At 66.5% G+C, this 13,512-nt stretch carries 10 protein-coding genes and 1 pseudogene; 4 read left to right on the plus strand and 7 right to left on the minus strand.

Features of this window, described 5'->3' with window-relative positions:
* Positions 1–96: 96 nt before the first annotated feature.
* Complete coding sequence (locus QP164_RS04635; protein WP_333922322.1) at positions 97–1,185, minus strand: Gfo/Idh/MocA family protein; 1,089 nt, start codon at positions 1,183–1,185, stop codon at positions 97–99.
* Positions 1,186–1,289: 104 nt separating this feature from the next.
* Here QP164_RS04635 and QP164_RS04640 point away from each other — a divergent pair, with 104 nt between their 5' ends.
* Both QP164_RS04640 and QP164_RS04645 read left to right on the plus strand, forming a co-directional pair.
* On the plus strand, positions 1,290–2,120 hold the full coding sequence (locus tag QP164_RS04640; protein WP_333922323.1) for an aldo/keto reductase: 831 nt from the start codon (positions 1,290–1,292) through the stop codon (positions 2,118–2,120).
* Complete coding sequence (locus QP164_RS04645) at positions 2,117–3,184, plus strand: LLM class flavin-dependent oxidoreductase (RefSeq protein WP_333922324.1); 1,068 nt, start codon at positions 2,117–2,119, stop codon at positions 3,182–3,184. The genes QP164_RS04640 and QP164_RS04645 overlap by 4 nt, the downstream gene beginning before the upstream one ends.
* A gap of 137 nt (positions 3,185–3,321) precedes the next feature.
* Here QP164_RS04645 and QP164_RS04650 read toward each other — a convergent pair whose 3' ends face one another.
* Entirely contained in the window at positions 3,322–3,792 is a 471-nt protein-coding gene (locus QP164_RS04650) for a GntR family transcriptional regulator (RefSeq protein ID WP_333922325.1), read from the minus strand.
* An 83-nt stretch (positions 3,793–3,875) separates the two neighbouring features.
* Here QP164_RS04650 and QP164_RS04655 point away from each other — a divergent pair, with 83 nt between their 5' ends.
* Positions 3,876–4,415, plus strand: a complete 540-nt coding sequence (locus tag QP164_RS04655) for a hypothetical protein (protein ID WP_333922326.1) — start codon at positions 3,876–3,878, stop codon at positions 4,413–4,415.
* Positions 4,416–4,508: 93 nt separating this feature from the next.
* Here QP164_RS04655 and QP164_RS04660 read toward each other — a convergent pair whose 3' ends face one another.
* Both QP164_RS04660 and QP164_RS04665 read right to left on the minus strand, forming a co-directional pair.
* A complete protein-coding gene (locus QP164_RS04660) occupies positions 4,509–5,714 on the minus strand; it encodes an MFS transporter (protein WP_333922327.1) in 1,206 nt (401 codons plus the stop codon).
* Positions 5,715–5,725: 11 nt separating this feature from the next.
* Positions 5,726–6,759 (minus strand): annotated as a pseudogene (locus QP164_RS04665) (aldo/keto reductase).
* Between the two features lie 86 nt (positions 6,760–6,845).
* Here QP164_RS04665 and QP164_RS04670 point away from each other — a divergent pair.
* Complete coding sequence (locus QP164_RS04670; RefSeq protein WP_333922328.1) at positions 6,846–7,754, plus strand: LysR family transcriptional regulator; 909 nt, start codon at positions 6,846–6,848, stop codon at positions 7,752–7,754.
* A gap of 85 nt (positions 7,755–7,839) precedes the next feature.
* On the opposite strand, the gene QP164_RS04675 is transcribed toward QP164_RS04670, so the two are convergent.
* The 3 genes from QP164_RS04675 to QP164_RS04685 form a co-directional block, all read right to left on the minus strand.
* Positions 7,840–9,123 carry a DEAD/DEAH box helicase gene (locus QP164_RS04675; protein WP_333922329.1) on the minus strand — a complete coding sequence of 428 codons (1,284 nt, stop codon included), beginning with the start codon at positions 9,121–9,123 and terminating at the stop codon, positions 7,840–7,842.
* Positions 9,124–9,303: 180 nt separating this feature from the next.
* A complete protein-coding gene (locus tag QP164_RS04680; RefSeq protein ID WP_333922330.1) occupies positions 9,304–10,689 on the minus strand; it encodes a M20/M25/M40 family metallo-hydrolase in 1,386 nt (461 codons plus the stop codon).
* 159 nt (positions 10,690–10,848) lie between these two features.
* Positions 10,849–13,437: a TonB-dependent receptor gene (locus tag QP164_RS04685; RefSeq protein WP_333922331.1), complete on the minus strand. Its 2,589-nt coding sequence runs from the start codon at positions 13,435–13,437 to the stop codon at positions 10,849–10,851.
* Positions 13,438–13,512: the final 75 nt, after the last annotated feature.

The raw sequence follows: 13,512 nt of genomic DNA on the forward strand, positions 1-13,512 counted from the left end.
CGTCCCCTCCACAATTCCTACTTCACGAGTAGGTTATACAGTGTCCTGCGCTGTCATACACCAATTCGCCTTGGAGGGTGCAAAGTACCGCTTCATTCAAAACCCGAGTTCGGCCATCTCTACCACGCGCTTGGTGCGCGCGCTGACCTCCGCTGCGGTGCCGATCGCGACCGCCATGAGCCCATCGCGCGCGGTAACCTCGACGCCGATTTCGCCGCGCACCGCGGCGATGAACTTCTGGTGCTGATAGAAGGTCGAGCCGTGATGGCTGCCGGCGTCGAGTGCGGTTTGGTCGACCGCGATCACCTGACGCTCGACCCGTTTCGGATTGAGGAACCCGGTGCGCGGGCTGAACGCCAGCGCGCCCTCGGGGATCAACACGTCAAGCCGGGCGGCATCGCCGACCGCGGTGATCTCCTCCTGGTTCTCGGCGCCGTCCGCGAACATCGACAGGTCGAGCATCGCGCGCACGCCGTTGGCGAAATCCACCGTCGTATAGCTGTTGTCGATGATGTCGGGCCGTTCGCCGTCATAGCGCTCGTCGACATGGTTCACGTCCATCGCGCCCGAGCAATAGACCCGGACCGGTTCCGACTGGACGATCAGCCGCATCAAATCGAAGAAATGGCAGCATTTCTCGACCATCGTCCCGCCGGTGTTGCGGCTGAAGCGGTTCCAGTCGCCGACCTTGGGCAGGAACGGAAAGCGATGTTCGCGGATCGACAGCATCCGCAAGCGCCCGATCCGGCCGCCATGCACTTGGTCGATGAACGCCGCGGCGGGCGGCATGTAGCGATATTCCATCGCGGTCCAGAACGGCTGCGTCATCTGCGCGGCACGATCGACGACCCAGCGCGCGTCCTCCAGCGTCGTCGCCAACGGCTTTTCGCAGAGGATCGCCACGTTCGCATCGAACAGCGGCTCCAGCACGTCGCGGTGCGTGTAGTTAGGGCTCGCGACGATCACCGCATCGACCAGGCCGCTGCGCGCGAGCGCCGCCGCATCGGCAAATTCCTGCACGCCGTCGCCGCGCGTACCCAGCGCATCGCGCGCCCAGCCGAGCGAAATGCTCACCGGATCGGCGATCGCGGTCACCACCGCGCCGGGGGTGACCGCCAGGTTCTGGAGATGCTCGACCCCCATCATGCCGGTTCCGACCAAACCATAACGTACTTGCTCGACCAAGCCTATTACCCCTATTCGTGACAGCGATGTCGCAGCTTGATCCTACACCCAAAGCCATTCCCCTCGGCAAGAGCGGAATCCTTGTCAGCCCGATAGCCTGGGGCATGTGGCGGTTCGCCGGAGTCGGCGTCGCCGAAGGACGCACGCTGATCGAGGCGGCGTTCGAGGCGGGCGTCACGCTGTTCGACACCGCCGACATCTATGGTTTCAACGGCGTCGGCGGGTTCGGCGATGCGGAAGTGCTGCTCGGCCGCATCTTCGCAGACTCGCCCGGTCTGCGCGACCGGATGGTCCTGTCCACCAAGGGCGGTATCCTCCCGCCGCTGCCGTATGATTCGAGTCCGGCCTATCTGGCGAAGGCGCTGGATGCCTCGCTGACCCGGCTCGGTGTCGACCAAGTCGACCTCTACCAGATCCATCGCCCCGACATCCTCACGCACCCGCAGGAAGCGGCGCGCGCGCTCGAGGATATGGTCACGGCGGGCAAGGTGCGCGCGGTCGGCGTGTCGAACTACACGCCCTTGCAGGCGCAGGCACTGGCGTCGTTCCTGACCATTCCGCTCGTCAGCCATCAGCCGGAGTTCTCGCCACTCCACCTCGAACCGCTCGAAAACGGGCTGTTCGATCAGGCGATGGAGCGCGACATGGCGGTGCTCGCCTGGTCGCCGCTCGGCGGTGGCCGGCTCGGTGTCCCCGCCGACGCGCGCAGCGCAGGGGTGGCGGCGGCGCTCGATCGCAAGGCGGCCGAGACGGGCGCGAGCCGGGCGGCGACCGCGTATAGCTGGATCATGGCGCATCCGGTGCGCGCGATCCCGATCGTCGGCACGCAGAACCCGGCGCGGATCGCCGAACTCGCGCAGGCGTTCGCGATCACCTGGACCCGGCAGGACTGGTACGATGTGCTGATCGCGGCACGGGGCGAGCCGCTGCCGTGACCAAATCCTGCGAAGTCAGCTGGTTCTCGGCGCTGTGCGACGACGACTACGAGTTTCTCGGCGTGCCCGATCCCCGACTGCAATCGACGTGGGAGCATTGCCGCGACATCGTCCTCCAGGCGGAGACCGGTGGCTACGACAACATCCTACTCCCCTCGGGCTATGCGCTCGGCCTAGACACCACCGCGTTCGCCGCGGCGATCGCGCCGATGCTCCGGCGGCTGGCGCTGTTGATGGCGGTGCGCGTCGGCGAAAGCTGGCCGCCACAACTCGCGCGCCAGATCGCGACGATCGACCGGATGCTCGGCGGGCGGCTCAACATCAACATCATTTCGTCCGACCTGCCCGGCGAGACGCTGGCGTCGGGCCCGCGCTATGCCCGCACGGTCGAACTGATGCGCATCCTCAAGACGCTGCTGAACGGCGAGCCGCTCGATCACGACGGCGACTTCTGGAAACTGAAGCTCGACCCGCCGCGGATCGGCACCGTGTCGGGCAAGGCGCCGTTGCTGTATTTCGGTGGATTGTCGCCGGACGCGCGCGAGGCCGCGGCGAAAGAATGCGACGTCTATCTGATGTGGCCCGACACGCGCGAGAAGGTCGCCGACATCATCGCCGACATGACCGCACGCGCCGCTCGCCACGGCCGCACGCTGCGCTTCGGCTACCGCGCGCACGTCATCGTCCGCGAGACCGAGGACGAGGCGCGGGTGTACGCCGATCGCCTGCTCTCGAAGCTCGATGCCGAGCAGGGCGCGGCGATCCGCGCCAAGTCGCTGGATTCCGGGTCTGCCGGCGTCGCGGCGCAGGCGGCATTACGTGAAGGCGCTTCGGCCGATGGCTATGCCGAGGACAATCTATGGACCGGCATCGGGCGCGCACGCTCGGGCTGCGGTGCCGCGATCGTCGGCGATCCCGACCAGGTACTCGCCAAGCTCGCTATGTACCAGGAGATGGGGATCGAGGCGTTCATCCTGTCGGGCTATCCCCACGCCGCGGAAGCCGACCTGTTCGCGCGTCATGTATTGCCCAGGATGACGCACGCGCCGCTGAACAGCCTCTAGGGCAGGCTGCCGTGCGATAGTTGGACCCCGGCTAACGTACGGCACGAACGTGCGAATTTTACGGCCTTTCCAGCACTAATCCCCAGGCGCCGGGCGCGGGCGGCGACGGGGGCCAGCACGCCGAGGAATTGCTCACCTCAGGTTTTGGCCGGTTGAATATGCAACGCGTCCTGATGCGCGATGTAGCTGTCGAGCGCACTCGCCGCGTTGAGCATGTGCGCGCGCATCCGGCGCGCGGCTTCGTCGCCGTCGCCCTCGGCGATCGCGCGCATCACCGCATCATGTTCCGCGCGTGATTTGGCAAGCCGGCGGTCCTGGCGGAGTTGCATGCGGCGGAACGCGTTCAGACGCGTGCGGACCGCGATCGCCTGATCGGCAAGGAAGTCGTTGTGCGCGGCACGGTAGATCGCCTCGTGGAACTCGCGGTTGAGCGCATCATACGCATCGACGTCGCCCGCCTCGACCGCCGCTTCGCTCGCCTCGTGGATGCGGAGCAGGCGGCTGCGTTCGAGGCGGCGGGCGGCTTTCCCTCGCTCTACCGGATCGCCGTGCCCGCGCTTGCCGAAGCGCGACATCGGAGCGCGGACGAAGAAGCCTGTCGCGTCCACGCGCTCATGGCGCTGATCGTCGACACCACCGCGCTATGACGCTTGCGCTCTTGTGCTCAGGGCAGGGCCGGCAGGATCGCGCGATGCTCGATCTGTTCGCCGACGATCCTCGCGCCGCACCGATCCTCGCCGAGGCGAGCGACGTGCTGGGGCGAGACGTCTTCACGGTCCTGCGCACTGAAGACGAGGCGACGCTGTTCGCCAACCGGACGAGCCAGATCCTCTGCGTTACCCGCGGACTCGTTGCGGCGGCCTGTCTCGCGCCGACGATGCCGTTTGTCGTCGCAGGATACAGCGTCGGCGAAATGACCGCATGGGGCATTGCGGGGATTTGGTCACCCGAACGCACGCTGCATCTGACCGCAGCGCGCGCCGAAGCGATGGATGCCGCAAGCGGTACCGACGACGGGCTAGGCTTTATCCGGGGTCTGCCACGCGAGCGCGTCGATGCGCTTGTCGCCCGGTTCGGCTGCGCCATCGCGATCGTCAATCCCGACCTCCTGTTCGTCATCGGTGGCGAGCGGACCCACGTCGCGCAGTATACTCGAGCTCGGGCCGGGCACCGCGCTCGCCAATATGGTGCGTGCGGTCGATCCGGCGCTCGACGTCCGCGCCATCGATGATTTTCGCAGCGTCTCGGGGATTAGGGACTGGCTGGCGCGGTGATCGTCGGGGCCGCCGCGCCCCAGCACAGTGCGCGAAACCAGCCACGACCCTCAGGCATTGGCCGACCGGGCCGCCGCCTCGCTCGCCACGTCTGGTGGTCGGCGATCGCGTTTCGACGCGCGGTGCCGTGCGACGATCACCGCGACCAAGCCAAGCCCGGAGGCGGCGGCTCCCGCCAGCGCCACGGCGGGATAGCCGATGCCCGCCGCGATCACGCCGCCGCCCACCGCTGCGCCGATCGCGTTGCCTAGGTTGAACGCACCGATGTTCATCGCCGACGCGAGGTTGGGCGCGTCCGCCGCGGCGTGCATCACCCGAACCTGGAGCGGCGGGACCAGCGCGAAGCTTGCGATGCCCCACAGGAATATCAGGACCGCGGTAGGTCCCTTGAACGGCATCAGCATCGCGAACCCGACGAGGATCGCGGCCAGCGCAGCGAGCGTCACGATCAGCGTCCGGTCGACCGAGCGATCGGCGAAGCGTCCGCCGAGCCAGTTGCCGATCGTCAGGCCGACGCCGTACGTCACCAGCATCGCGGTGACATAGCCGAGCGAGGCGTGAGTCACCTCGCGCAGGATCGGGGTGATGTAGGTGAAGACCGTGAACATCGCGCTCGCACCGATGACGGTAAGGCCCAGCGCCCCGAGCACCGGTCCCCGCGTCAGCACGCGGAGTTCCGCGATCGGATCGCTGCCCACGGGCGCGGGCAGCGCCGGCAGCGTCAGGCGGAGCGCCACCATCGTCGCGATGCCGAGCGCCGAGATCCCCCAGAACGCCGAACGCCATCCGAGATGATCGCCGGCCCAGGTCGCAAGCGGCACGCCGACCACGTTGGCGATGGTCAGCCCCATGAACATCGCCGCGACCGCGCCCGCGCGTCGCTCGGCCGGGACGAGGCTGGCCGCGACGATCGCGCCGACGCCGAAAAACGCGCCGTGGTTGAACGACGTCAGGACTCGTGCCGCCATCAGCATGCCGTATCCGGTCGATACCGCCGCAAGCAGGTTGCCGATGGTAATGATCCCGGCGAGCGCGATCAGCAACGTCCGCCGCGGCACGCGTCCGGTGGTCAGCGTCATGAGCGGCGCGCCGATCACCACGCCCAGTGCATAGGCACTGATCAACAGTCCGGCGGTCGGGATCGACACGCCGAGATCGGTGGCGATGACGGGGAGCAGGCCCATCGGTGCGAATTCGGTCACGCCGATGCCGAAGGCGCCGACAGACAGGGCCAGCAGGCCGGGATTGAGTTTCATGATGGCGCTCCTCAAACCAGCGCGGGGTTCAGGCGGGCAAAGCCCTCCTGCTGCCGATACGGCGTGTGGGGGTAGGGGGCAGGACATCGCTGGCGGCATCGAGCGTGGCGACCTGATCCGCCGACAACGCCCAACCGACCGCCCCGAGATTGTCACGCAACTGCTCTTCGTTGCGCGCGCCGATGATGACAGACGCCACGGTCGGGCGCCGCAACAGCCAGTTGATCGCGACCTGCGGCACGGTCTTGCCGGTGTCCGCTGCAACCGCCTCGAGCGCATCGACGACCCGGTACAGATGGTCGGTCTCGACCGGCGGCGCGAATTGCTCGGTATCGTGGAGGCGGCTGCCTGCGGGGATCGGCCGATCCCGCCCGATCCTGCCCGTCAGTCGGCCCCAGCCGAGCGGACTCCACACCAGCGCGCCGAGACCCTGGTCGGCCCCGAGCGGCATCAGATCCGCTTCATAGGCGCGCCCGATCAGCGAGTAATAGACCTGATGCGCGACGAGACGCGGCCAGCCGTACCGGTCGGCAATCGCCTGCGCCTTCATCACCTGCCAGCCCGGATAGTTGGAGACCCCCGCGTAGTGCACCTTGCCGGCCGCGATCAGCGTGTCGAGCGTCCCCATCAGCTCCTCGGCCGGGGTGGACGCATCATAGGCGTGAACCTGGAGGATATCGACATGATCCGTGCCGAGACGTCGCAGCGACGCCTCGACCGCACGGATCAGGCGCGCGCGGGACGTGCCCCAGTCGCCGGGCCCATCGCCCATCGGCAGTCCGGTCTTGGTCGACACGAGCACCTGATCGCGCCGACCCTTGATCGCGGCACCGAGTACCGTTTCCGACGCGCCGTTCGAATAGACGTCGGCGGTGTCGAACAGCGTGACGCCGGCGTCGAGGCAGATGTCGACCATGCGGCGTGCTTCGGTCTCGTCGCTGTGTCCCCAGGCGCCGAACAACGGCCCGGATCCGCCGAAAGTAGCCGTTCCGAAGCTGAGGGCCGGGACGCGTAGTCCCGAGGATCCCAATTGCCGATAGTCCATATCCATATCCCCGCTATTAACCTGATGCATAGATGGGTGGATCGAGGCAGCGCGATTAGCGGCCGTGCGCGCGAAGGATTTGTGAGATGAATGCAAAGATGGGTCTGGGGGCTGATCGCGCGCGCGCGCTCGAACTGTTCGCGACGGTGATGCGCGAAGGCAGTTTCTCGGGTGCGGGCCGGGTGTTGGGGCTGACGCCATCGGCGGTCGCCCGGTCGCTCGATCGGATCGAGGCGCGGCTCGGGGTACGGCTGCTGCTCCGCTCCACCCGCGCGTTGACGGCAACCGCGGAAGGGCAGGCCTATCTTCAGATGGCCCGGCGGATCCTAGCCGATCTCGACGATGCCGAGCAACAGATCGCCGATCAGGGCGCGCCGCGTGGACGGCTGCGGATCAGCGCTGCGCTGTCGCACGGGCGGTTGTGCATCGTGCCGCTACTCGGCGAATTCGCGCGCCTCTACCCGCATATCCTGGTGGACTTCGCGTTGACCGATACGATCGCCGACGTGGCCGCGGGGCAGGCGGACGTGGCGATCCGGTTCGGGCCGCTCGGTGACAGCCTGTTGACCGCGCGCAAGCTCGGCGAGAGCAGGCGGGTGATCGTCGCCGCACCCGACTATCTGGCGCGATGCGGCATGCCGATGCGTCCCGAAGATCTCCACCGGCATAATTGCCTCAACTTCAACTTCCGTCGGGTCGAGCCAGTCTGGCCGTTCCACGTCGAAGGACGCGACGTCACCCTGTCGGTGAAGGGCAATATCGAAGCGAACAACGGCGAAACGCTCGGCCAGCTTGCCGCGGCGGGCGTCGGCATCGCGCGGGTCGGTGCGTTCAGCGTCGTCGACGATATCGCCGCTGGTCGGCTGATCGCCGTGTTGGACGATTTCAATCCCGGCGATGTCGAGCTGATCCACGCGGTATTCGTCGGCGGTGGGAACATGCCCGCGCGCGTCCGCGTGTTCGTCGATTTCCTGGCCGCCCGCCTCGCCGGTTGAGCTTTATCGGCCCCAATTCCGACTGGTGATCCTGACCGGCGTGACGGGGCGGTTCCTTCGCCCCGTCACGCCGGTCAGGATCGCATCAAGCGGCCTTGGCGGCCATGCGCGCGGCGATCTTCTCTTCCTCGGTCCAGACCTTCCGCTCGCGCGGTGCCTTGGCCGGCTTGACCTGCTTGACCGGACCGCCGCCCAGCACGGGCGCGCGCTTGGTCGAATGGCGCGCCACTTCGCAATGCCATTCATGGTCGTCCTGCACGGTCAGCGTGCGACCGATCTCGCGCTCGACATCGTGCAGCCACGCGCGCTGCTCGGCATCGCACAGCGTGATCGCAAAGCCGCTGCGGCCGGCGCGACCGGTGCGGCCGATCCGGTGGACATAGCTCTCGGGCAGGCTCGGCAGATCGTGGTTGAAGACGTGGGTCACGGTATCGACGTCGATGCCGCGCGCGGCGATATCGGTCGCGACCAGCACCTGCACGGTGCCCGCCCGGAACGCGTCGAGTGCACGCTCGCGCTGGCCCTGCGACTTGTTGCCATGCAGCGCCTCTGCGGTGATCCCCGCCTCGCCGATGAACGCGCACACGTCGTTGGCGATGTTCTTCTGCAGTGTGAACACCACTGCCTGGCCCATGTCGGGCGTCTTGAGCAACGCGAGCAACGCGGCCTTCTTGTCGGCGGCGTCGAGGAACATCACCGACTGGTCGATCCGGTCGACGGTGGTCGATGGCGGTGCGATCTCGACCTTGGCGGGATCGCGCAACAGGCTCTCGGCCAGCGCGGCGATCGACTTCGGCATCGTCGCCGAGAACAGCAAGGTGTGCCGGTCCGTCGGCAGCGTCGCGACGAGCCGCTCGATCGGCTTGGCAAAACCCATGTCGAGCATCTGGTCCGCTTCATCCAGCACCAGCGCTTCGAGCTGCGACAGGTCGCAAACGCCCTGATCGACCAGGTCGAGCAGGCGTCCCGGCGCGGCGACGATGATGTCGACGCCCGTTTCCAGCGCCTTGACCTGGTGGAACTGGCTGACGCCGCCGAAGATCGTCATCACGCTCGGCTTCAGATGCCGACCGAAGCTCTCGAAGCCGGCGGCGATCTGCGACACCAGCTCGCGCGTCGGCGCGAGGACGAGGATACGTGCACCGCCCTTGGGCGCCGGCCGCGGATCGGCGGCAAGGCGGTGGAGCAGCGGCAGCGCGAACGCCGCGGTCTTGCCGGTCCCGGTCTGCGCCATGCCGAGCATGTCGCGGCCCTGCAGCAGCATCGGGATCGATTGCGCCTGGATCGGGGTAGGGCTCACATAGCCTTCCTCCGCTAGCGCCTGCAGCAAAAACGGCGCGAGGGAGAGATCGGAAAAAGTCATGGTCATGGTAACGCGGCGCCTCCGGCGCTGGGCAAGCTGCGCCGAAGGGCTTAGCGTAGGGTGAGCGCGGGCAGCTAGAAGTGATGCTGCACTGCGTCAATGTAGAAAGCCGGGCGGCGGCATTTATTGCCCGGCTCCCCTACCAATATGTGACGTCGCGAGAGGACCGCGCGCCCTGTCTCCGCGTTACTTCGTCAGATCGGTCAGCAGCGAGCGGTAATAGGTGATCGCCAGCGGGATATTGTCGATCGGCGTGCGCTCGTTCAGGCCGTGGCTGAAGTCGTCGGATTGCTTGATAAAGGTCGGGCTCACGCCGTAGCTCGGCACGCCGACCGAGCGATACCACATCGAATCGCTCGCGCCCGCCGACATGCTCGGAAAGATCGGCACGCCGGGACGGATCGCGCCCATCGCCTTCTTCACCGCACCGGTCAGGTCGGCGCGCAGCGGCGAGGCGTCGGTCGGGTTCGATCCTTCGGTAACGTCGCTGAACTTGACGCCGGGATCAGCCGCGACCCTGGCGAGCTCGGCCATCACCGTCGCGGGTTTCACGCCGGGAAAGATCCGGCAGTTGATGTTGGCGGTCGCGCGCTGCGGCAGCGCGTTGAGCGCATGACCGCCGTTGATCATCGATGTGACGCAGGTCGTGCCGATCTGGCCGACATACCCCGGATTGGCGGCAAGCGACTCGATCGCCTTCTGGTCCTTGGGATTAGCGGCGAACGCGCGCATCGCCGCGCCGATCTCGGGCGTCTGGCGCGGGGCGACACCCTTGAAATAGCCCTTGGTGATCGGCGACAGCTGCGGCGTGAAGCGATAGTCGCCGATCCTGACCAGCGCGGCGGCAAGCTGGTTGATGGCGTTCACTTTCCGCGGTGCGGACGAGTGGCCGCCCGCGCTGGTCGTCTCGAGCTGGAAGTCGGCATAGGTCTTCTCAGCCGCGCCGATCGTGAAATACTCGGCCTTGCCGTCTTCGCCGTACAGCCCGCCACCGCCATCGATATTGAGCGCTATCTCGGCGGTCTTGAGCTGGTCGGCGAGCAGCGACGACGTCTTCATGACGGTTTCCTCGTCACCCGACAGCGCGAGGACGATGCCGCGCTTGGGCTTGTACCCCGTCTTCTTCATGTCGAGCAGCGTGGCGATCGCAAGCGCCGCGTCGAGCTTCATGTCGGTCGCGCCGCGGCCGTAGAGATAGCCGTTCTCGACCACCGGGGTGAACGGATCACGCTCCCAGTCGGCGGGCTTGGCCTCGACCACGTCGATATGCCCGGAGATCACGATCGGCTTCAACGCCGCATCGCTGCCTTTCCACGTCGCGACCAGATAGGCGGTGTCGTCGACCGGCGTGACCGTCACGTCGCTCGCGGCAAAGCCACCCGCGACCAGCACCGACTTCAGATAGGCGGCAAGCTGCGGCGTCTGGTTGCCGGGACCACGGACGCTACGAAACGCGATCATCTTCTTGGCGATCTCGAGCCCGTTGGTCGCGGCGGTCTGCGCCTGCGCCGCAGCGGGCAGGGCAGTCATCGCGGCGGTGCAGACCAGGAGAAGCTTGAGCTTTGACGTCATCATCATCTTTCTTTTGTATCCTCCCCCGCAAGGGGGAGGTGGCTGGCACTTGCCAGACGGAGGGGAGGACACGGAGCAGAGGGTATCGCATGCCGCCCCCTCCGTCAGGCTGCCGCCTGCCACCTCCGCCTGGCGGGGGAGGATCGCAACGAGCCATTCTTAGAACTTTGCCCCAGCGCGCAGCCCGATCGTCCGCGGCGTGCTGGTGACGATATAGGTCCGCTGCGAACACGTCCCGCATTGCTGATACCGCGACAATTGCGCGCGTTCGTCCCACAGGTTCTGGACGAACACCTCGAACGTGAAGTTCGAAACCTCCGCGCCGACCGAGGCATTGCCCGTCGTATAGGCCTTGAGCCGTCCCAGCGTCGCCGCCTGCGCCAGTCGGATATCCGCCGACGCCGAGCTCTGATGTGCGACCAGCCCCTGGATATACGCCTTCGCCGTGCCGATCGGCATGCTGTAGCGCGCCGTGCCGCTCGCCTTGAACCGCGGCGTGATCGGCAGGCGCGTGCCCGATGGTGCGAGCACATCGGTACCGTCGCCGCTACAGATCTGCGTCGCGCACAGATCGCTGCGCGTCTTGGCATCGGTGTACGCCGCCGCCGCGGTCAGCGACAGGCCGCCCGTCGAGAAGTTCGCATCCGCCTCCGCACCCCTGATCCGCGCATTCGGCCCGTTCTGGATGATCGTGAAGCTGTTCAGCCCGAGGAACGAGAACTGGAACTTGTCCCACGCCTGCTGATAGATCGACGCATTGAACCGCAGCCGGTCGAACAAGGTGGTCTTCAGGCCGAGCTCGTAATTGGTCAGGAAATCCGCATCATACGGCGCGACGTCGCCGCGGCGGTTGATCCCGCCCGGTCGGAAACCGCGCGAGAAGGTGGCATAGGCCATGACCGTGTCGGTGGGCTTGAACGTCAGGTTGAAGCGGTAGGTCGCGCCTTGCCCCTGCGTCTTCTTCGGGATCAGGCCGGTGGTCGTGTAGGTCGCCAGATTGGTACACGGCGAGCCCGACACGGCTGCGGGCAACAACGTCGAGGTGTCGCCGCCGCTCAGATAGGCTTCCCGCAAGGTCTGGCCGTTCGCCAGATAACAGCCCGCGACGCCGGTCTGGCTGCTGCCCGCGGCATTGAACGGCGTGGCGGTGTAGGGCCGGCCATCGTCCGGATCGACCGCGGGATTGCGCCCGAACCCGTAGAAGCCGATCAGCGAATTGTCGTAGATGTACGCGCGGCCACCCGCGGTGGCAGTCAGGTTCGGCAGGATGTCGAAGCTCGCCTCGCCGAACATCGCGTAATCCTTGTCGACGCGCTTCTGCTTGGTCAGCCACAAGGTGCCCGGCGAGCCGTTGACCGATACTGCGGTGCCGAGATTGGCGATCTGGTAATCCTGGAAGATCGCGTTGGTCTGGCGCTGGTAGAAGGCGCCGGCGACGATCCGGAACCGGTCCTCGACGGGCGATGCGACACGCAGTTCCTGGCTGGTCTTCTTGAAGTGATCGGTGCCGATAATCTTCTGCCGCGGGTCGATCGTCCGGCCGGCATTGTCCTGGTAATAGAAATAGCCGGCGAGCCCCCCGACCGAGGAATAGGCCGAGTCATACGCTTCGGCATAATCGGTATAGTCGCTCGACGTGTAGGTCTTCCGGTCGAGATACGCGCCGGCATAGGTGACGTCCCAATTGCCGACCTTGCCCTCGATCGTCAGCGCGCCCTGGATGAAGCGGTCGCGGCGGAACTCGGGGAAGAAATGCTGGACCTGCAAATCGCCGACTTTCGGGTCATAGCCATAGGTGCCGTGGTTGCGCTGTTCCTGGTACAGCACGGTGGGCGTCACGGTCCAGTTGCTGTCGAGATCGACCTTCAGCGCGGCGCGGCCGCCATAGGTCTCGGTGTCGTTATAGTTCTTCTTCACGAACGCCGCATTGTCGACGACGATGCCGCCATTCGCCGACGTGCACGAGGTCGCGGTCGGCTCGGGCAGATAGCTGCGACACCCGGCGACGTTGTCGATGAAGCCGGCATCGCGCTGATAGAAGCCGACCACGCGCAGTGCCGCGCTCTCGGACAGCGGCATGTTGAGCATGCCCTCGATCTTGCTGCCGATCCCGCCCGACTTGACGCTGTTCACCTCGCCATCGACACGGCCGTAAAAGTCGCTGGTGTCGGGCTTGTTGGTGATGATCCGGATCGTGCCCGCTTCGGACGACGCGCCGTACAGCGTGCCCTGCGGCCCGGCCAGGCTCTCGATCCGCGCGATGTCGTAGATGTGGACGTCGAGCGTGCCGCCGATCGTCGTCACCGGCTGCTCGTCGAGATACGTTCCGACCGAGGGCAGCGGCCCCGAATGGTTGCCATCGCCGCCCGATGCGACGCCGCGCATATAGACGACCGTCGAGCCCGGCTGCGTCGTCTGGAACGACACCGACGGCAACAGCTGCGTGTATTGGTTGAAGTTCGAGATGTTCAGATCGTCGAGCCGCTTGGTGCCGATCGCCTGAATGCTGATCGGGACCGCCTGGATATTCTGGTCGCGCTTCTGCGCGGTGACGACAATATCGCCTTCATACTCGCCGGCCTGCGGTGCCGTCGCGTCCGGGGTCGGCGCAGCGATGGTCGGCGGGGCGGTGGTCTGCGGGGCGGTGGTCGGCGCGGCAGTGGTCGCAGTTTGCGCGAAGGTTGGCGTGACGATGGCCGATGACGCCAAGAGCGACGCGATCACTACGCGACGATCGATTATGTGCATGCTCGTTGCCCCCACGACGATTTGTGTCCGCAACCTGTGTTGCGGCGCAACAAACGTCAAACAAAGCTTTCGTGG

Source organism: Sphingomonas sp. LR59, from assembly GCF_036855945.1.
Classification (GTDB): Bacteria; Pseudomonadota; Alphaproteobacteria; order Sphingomonadales; family Sphingomonadaceae; genus Sphingomonas.

Bases quoted from the DNA above. Each gene is read 5' to 3' on its own strand.
- QP164_RS04640 (WP_333922323.1), top strand. From the start codon at position 1,290: ATGTGGCGGTTCGCCGGAGTCGGCGTCGCCGAAGGACGCACGCTGATC.
- QP164_RS04670 (WP_333922328.1), top strand. From the start codon at position 6,846: ATGAATGCAAAGATGGGTCTGGGGGCTGATCGCGCGCGCGCGCTCGAA.
- QP164_RS04685 (WP_333922331.1), bottom strand. From the start codon at position 13,437: ATGCACATAATCGATCGTCGCGTAGTGATCGCGTCGCTCTTGGCGTCA.
- QP164_RS04660 (WP_333922327.1), bottom strand. From the start codon at position 5,714: ATGAAACTCAATCCCGGCCTGCTGGCCCTGTCTGTCGGCGCCTTCGGC.
- QP164_RS04680 (WP_333922330.1), bottom strand. From the start codon at position 10,689: ATGACGTCAAAGCTCAAGCTTCTCCTGGTCTGCACCGCCGCGATGACT.
- QP164_RS04675 (WP_333922329.1), bottom strand. From the start codon at position 9,123: ATGACCATGACTTTTTCCGATCTCTCCCTCGCGCCGTTTTTGCTGCAG.
- QP164_RS04655 (WP_333922326.1), top strand. From the start codon at position 3,876: ATGCTCGATCTGTTCGCCGACGATCCTCGCGCCGCACCGATCCTCGCC.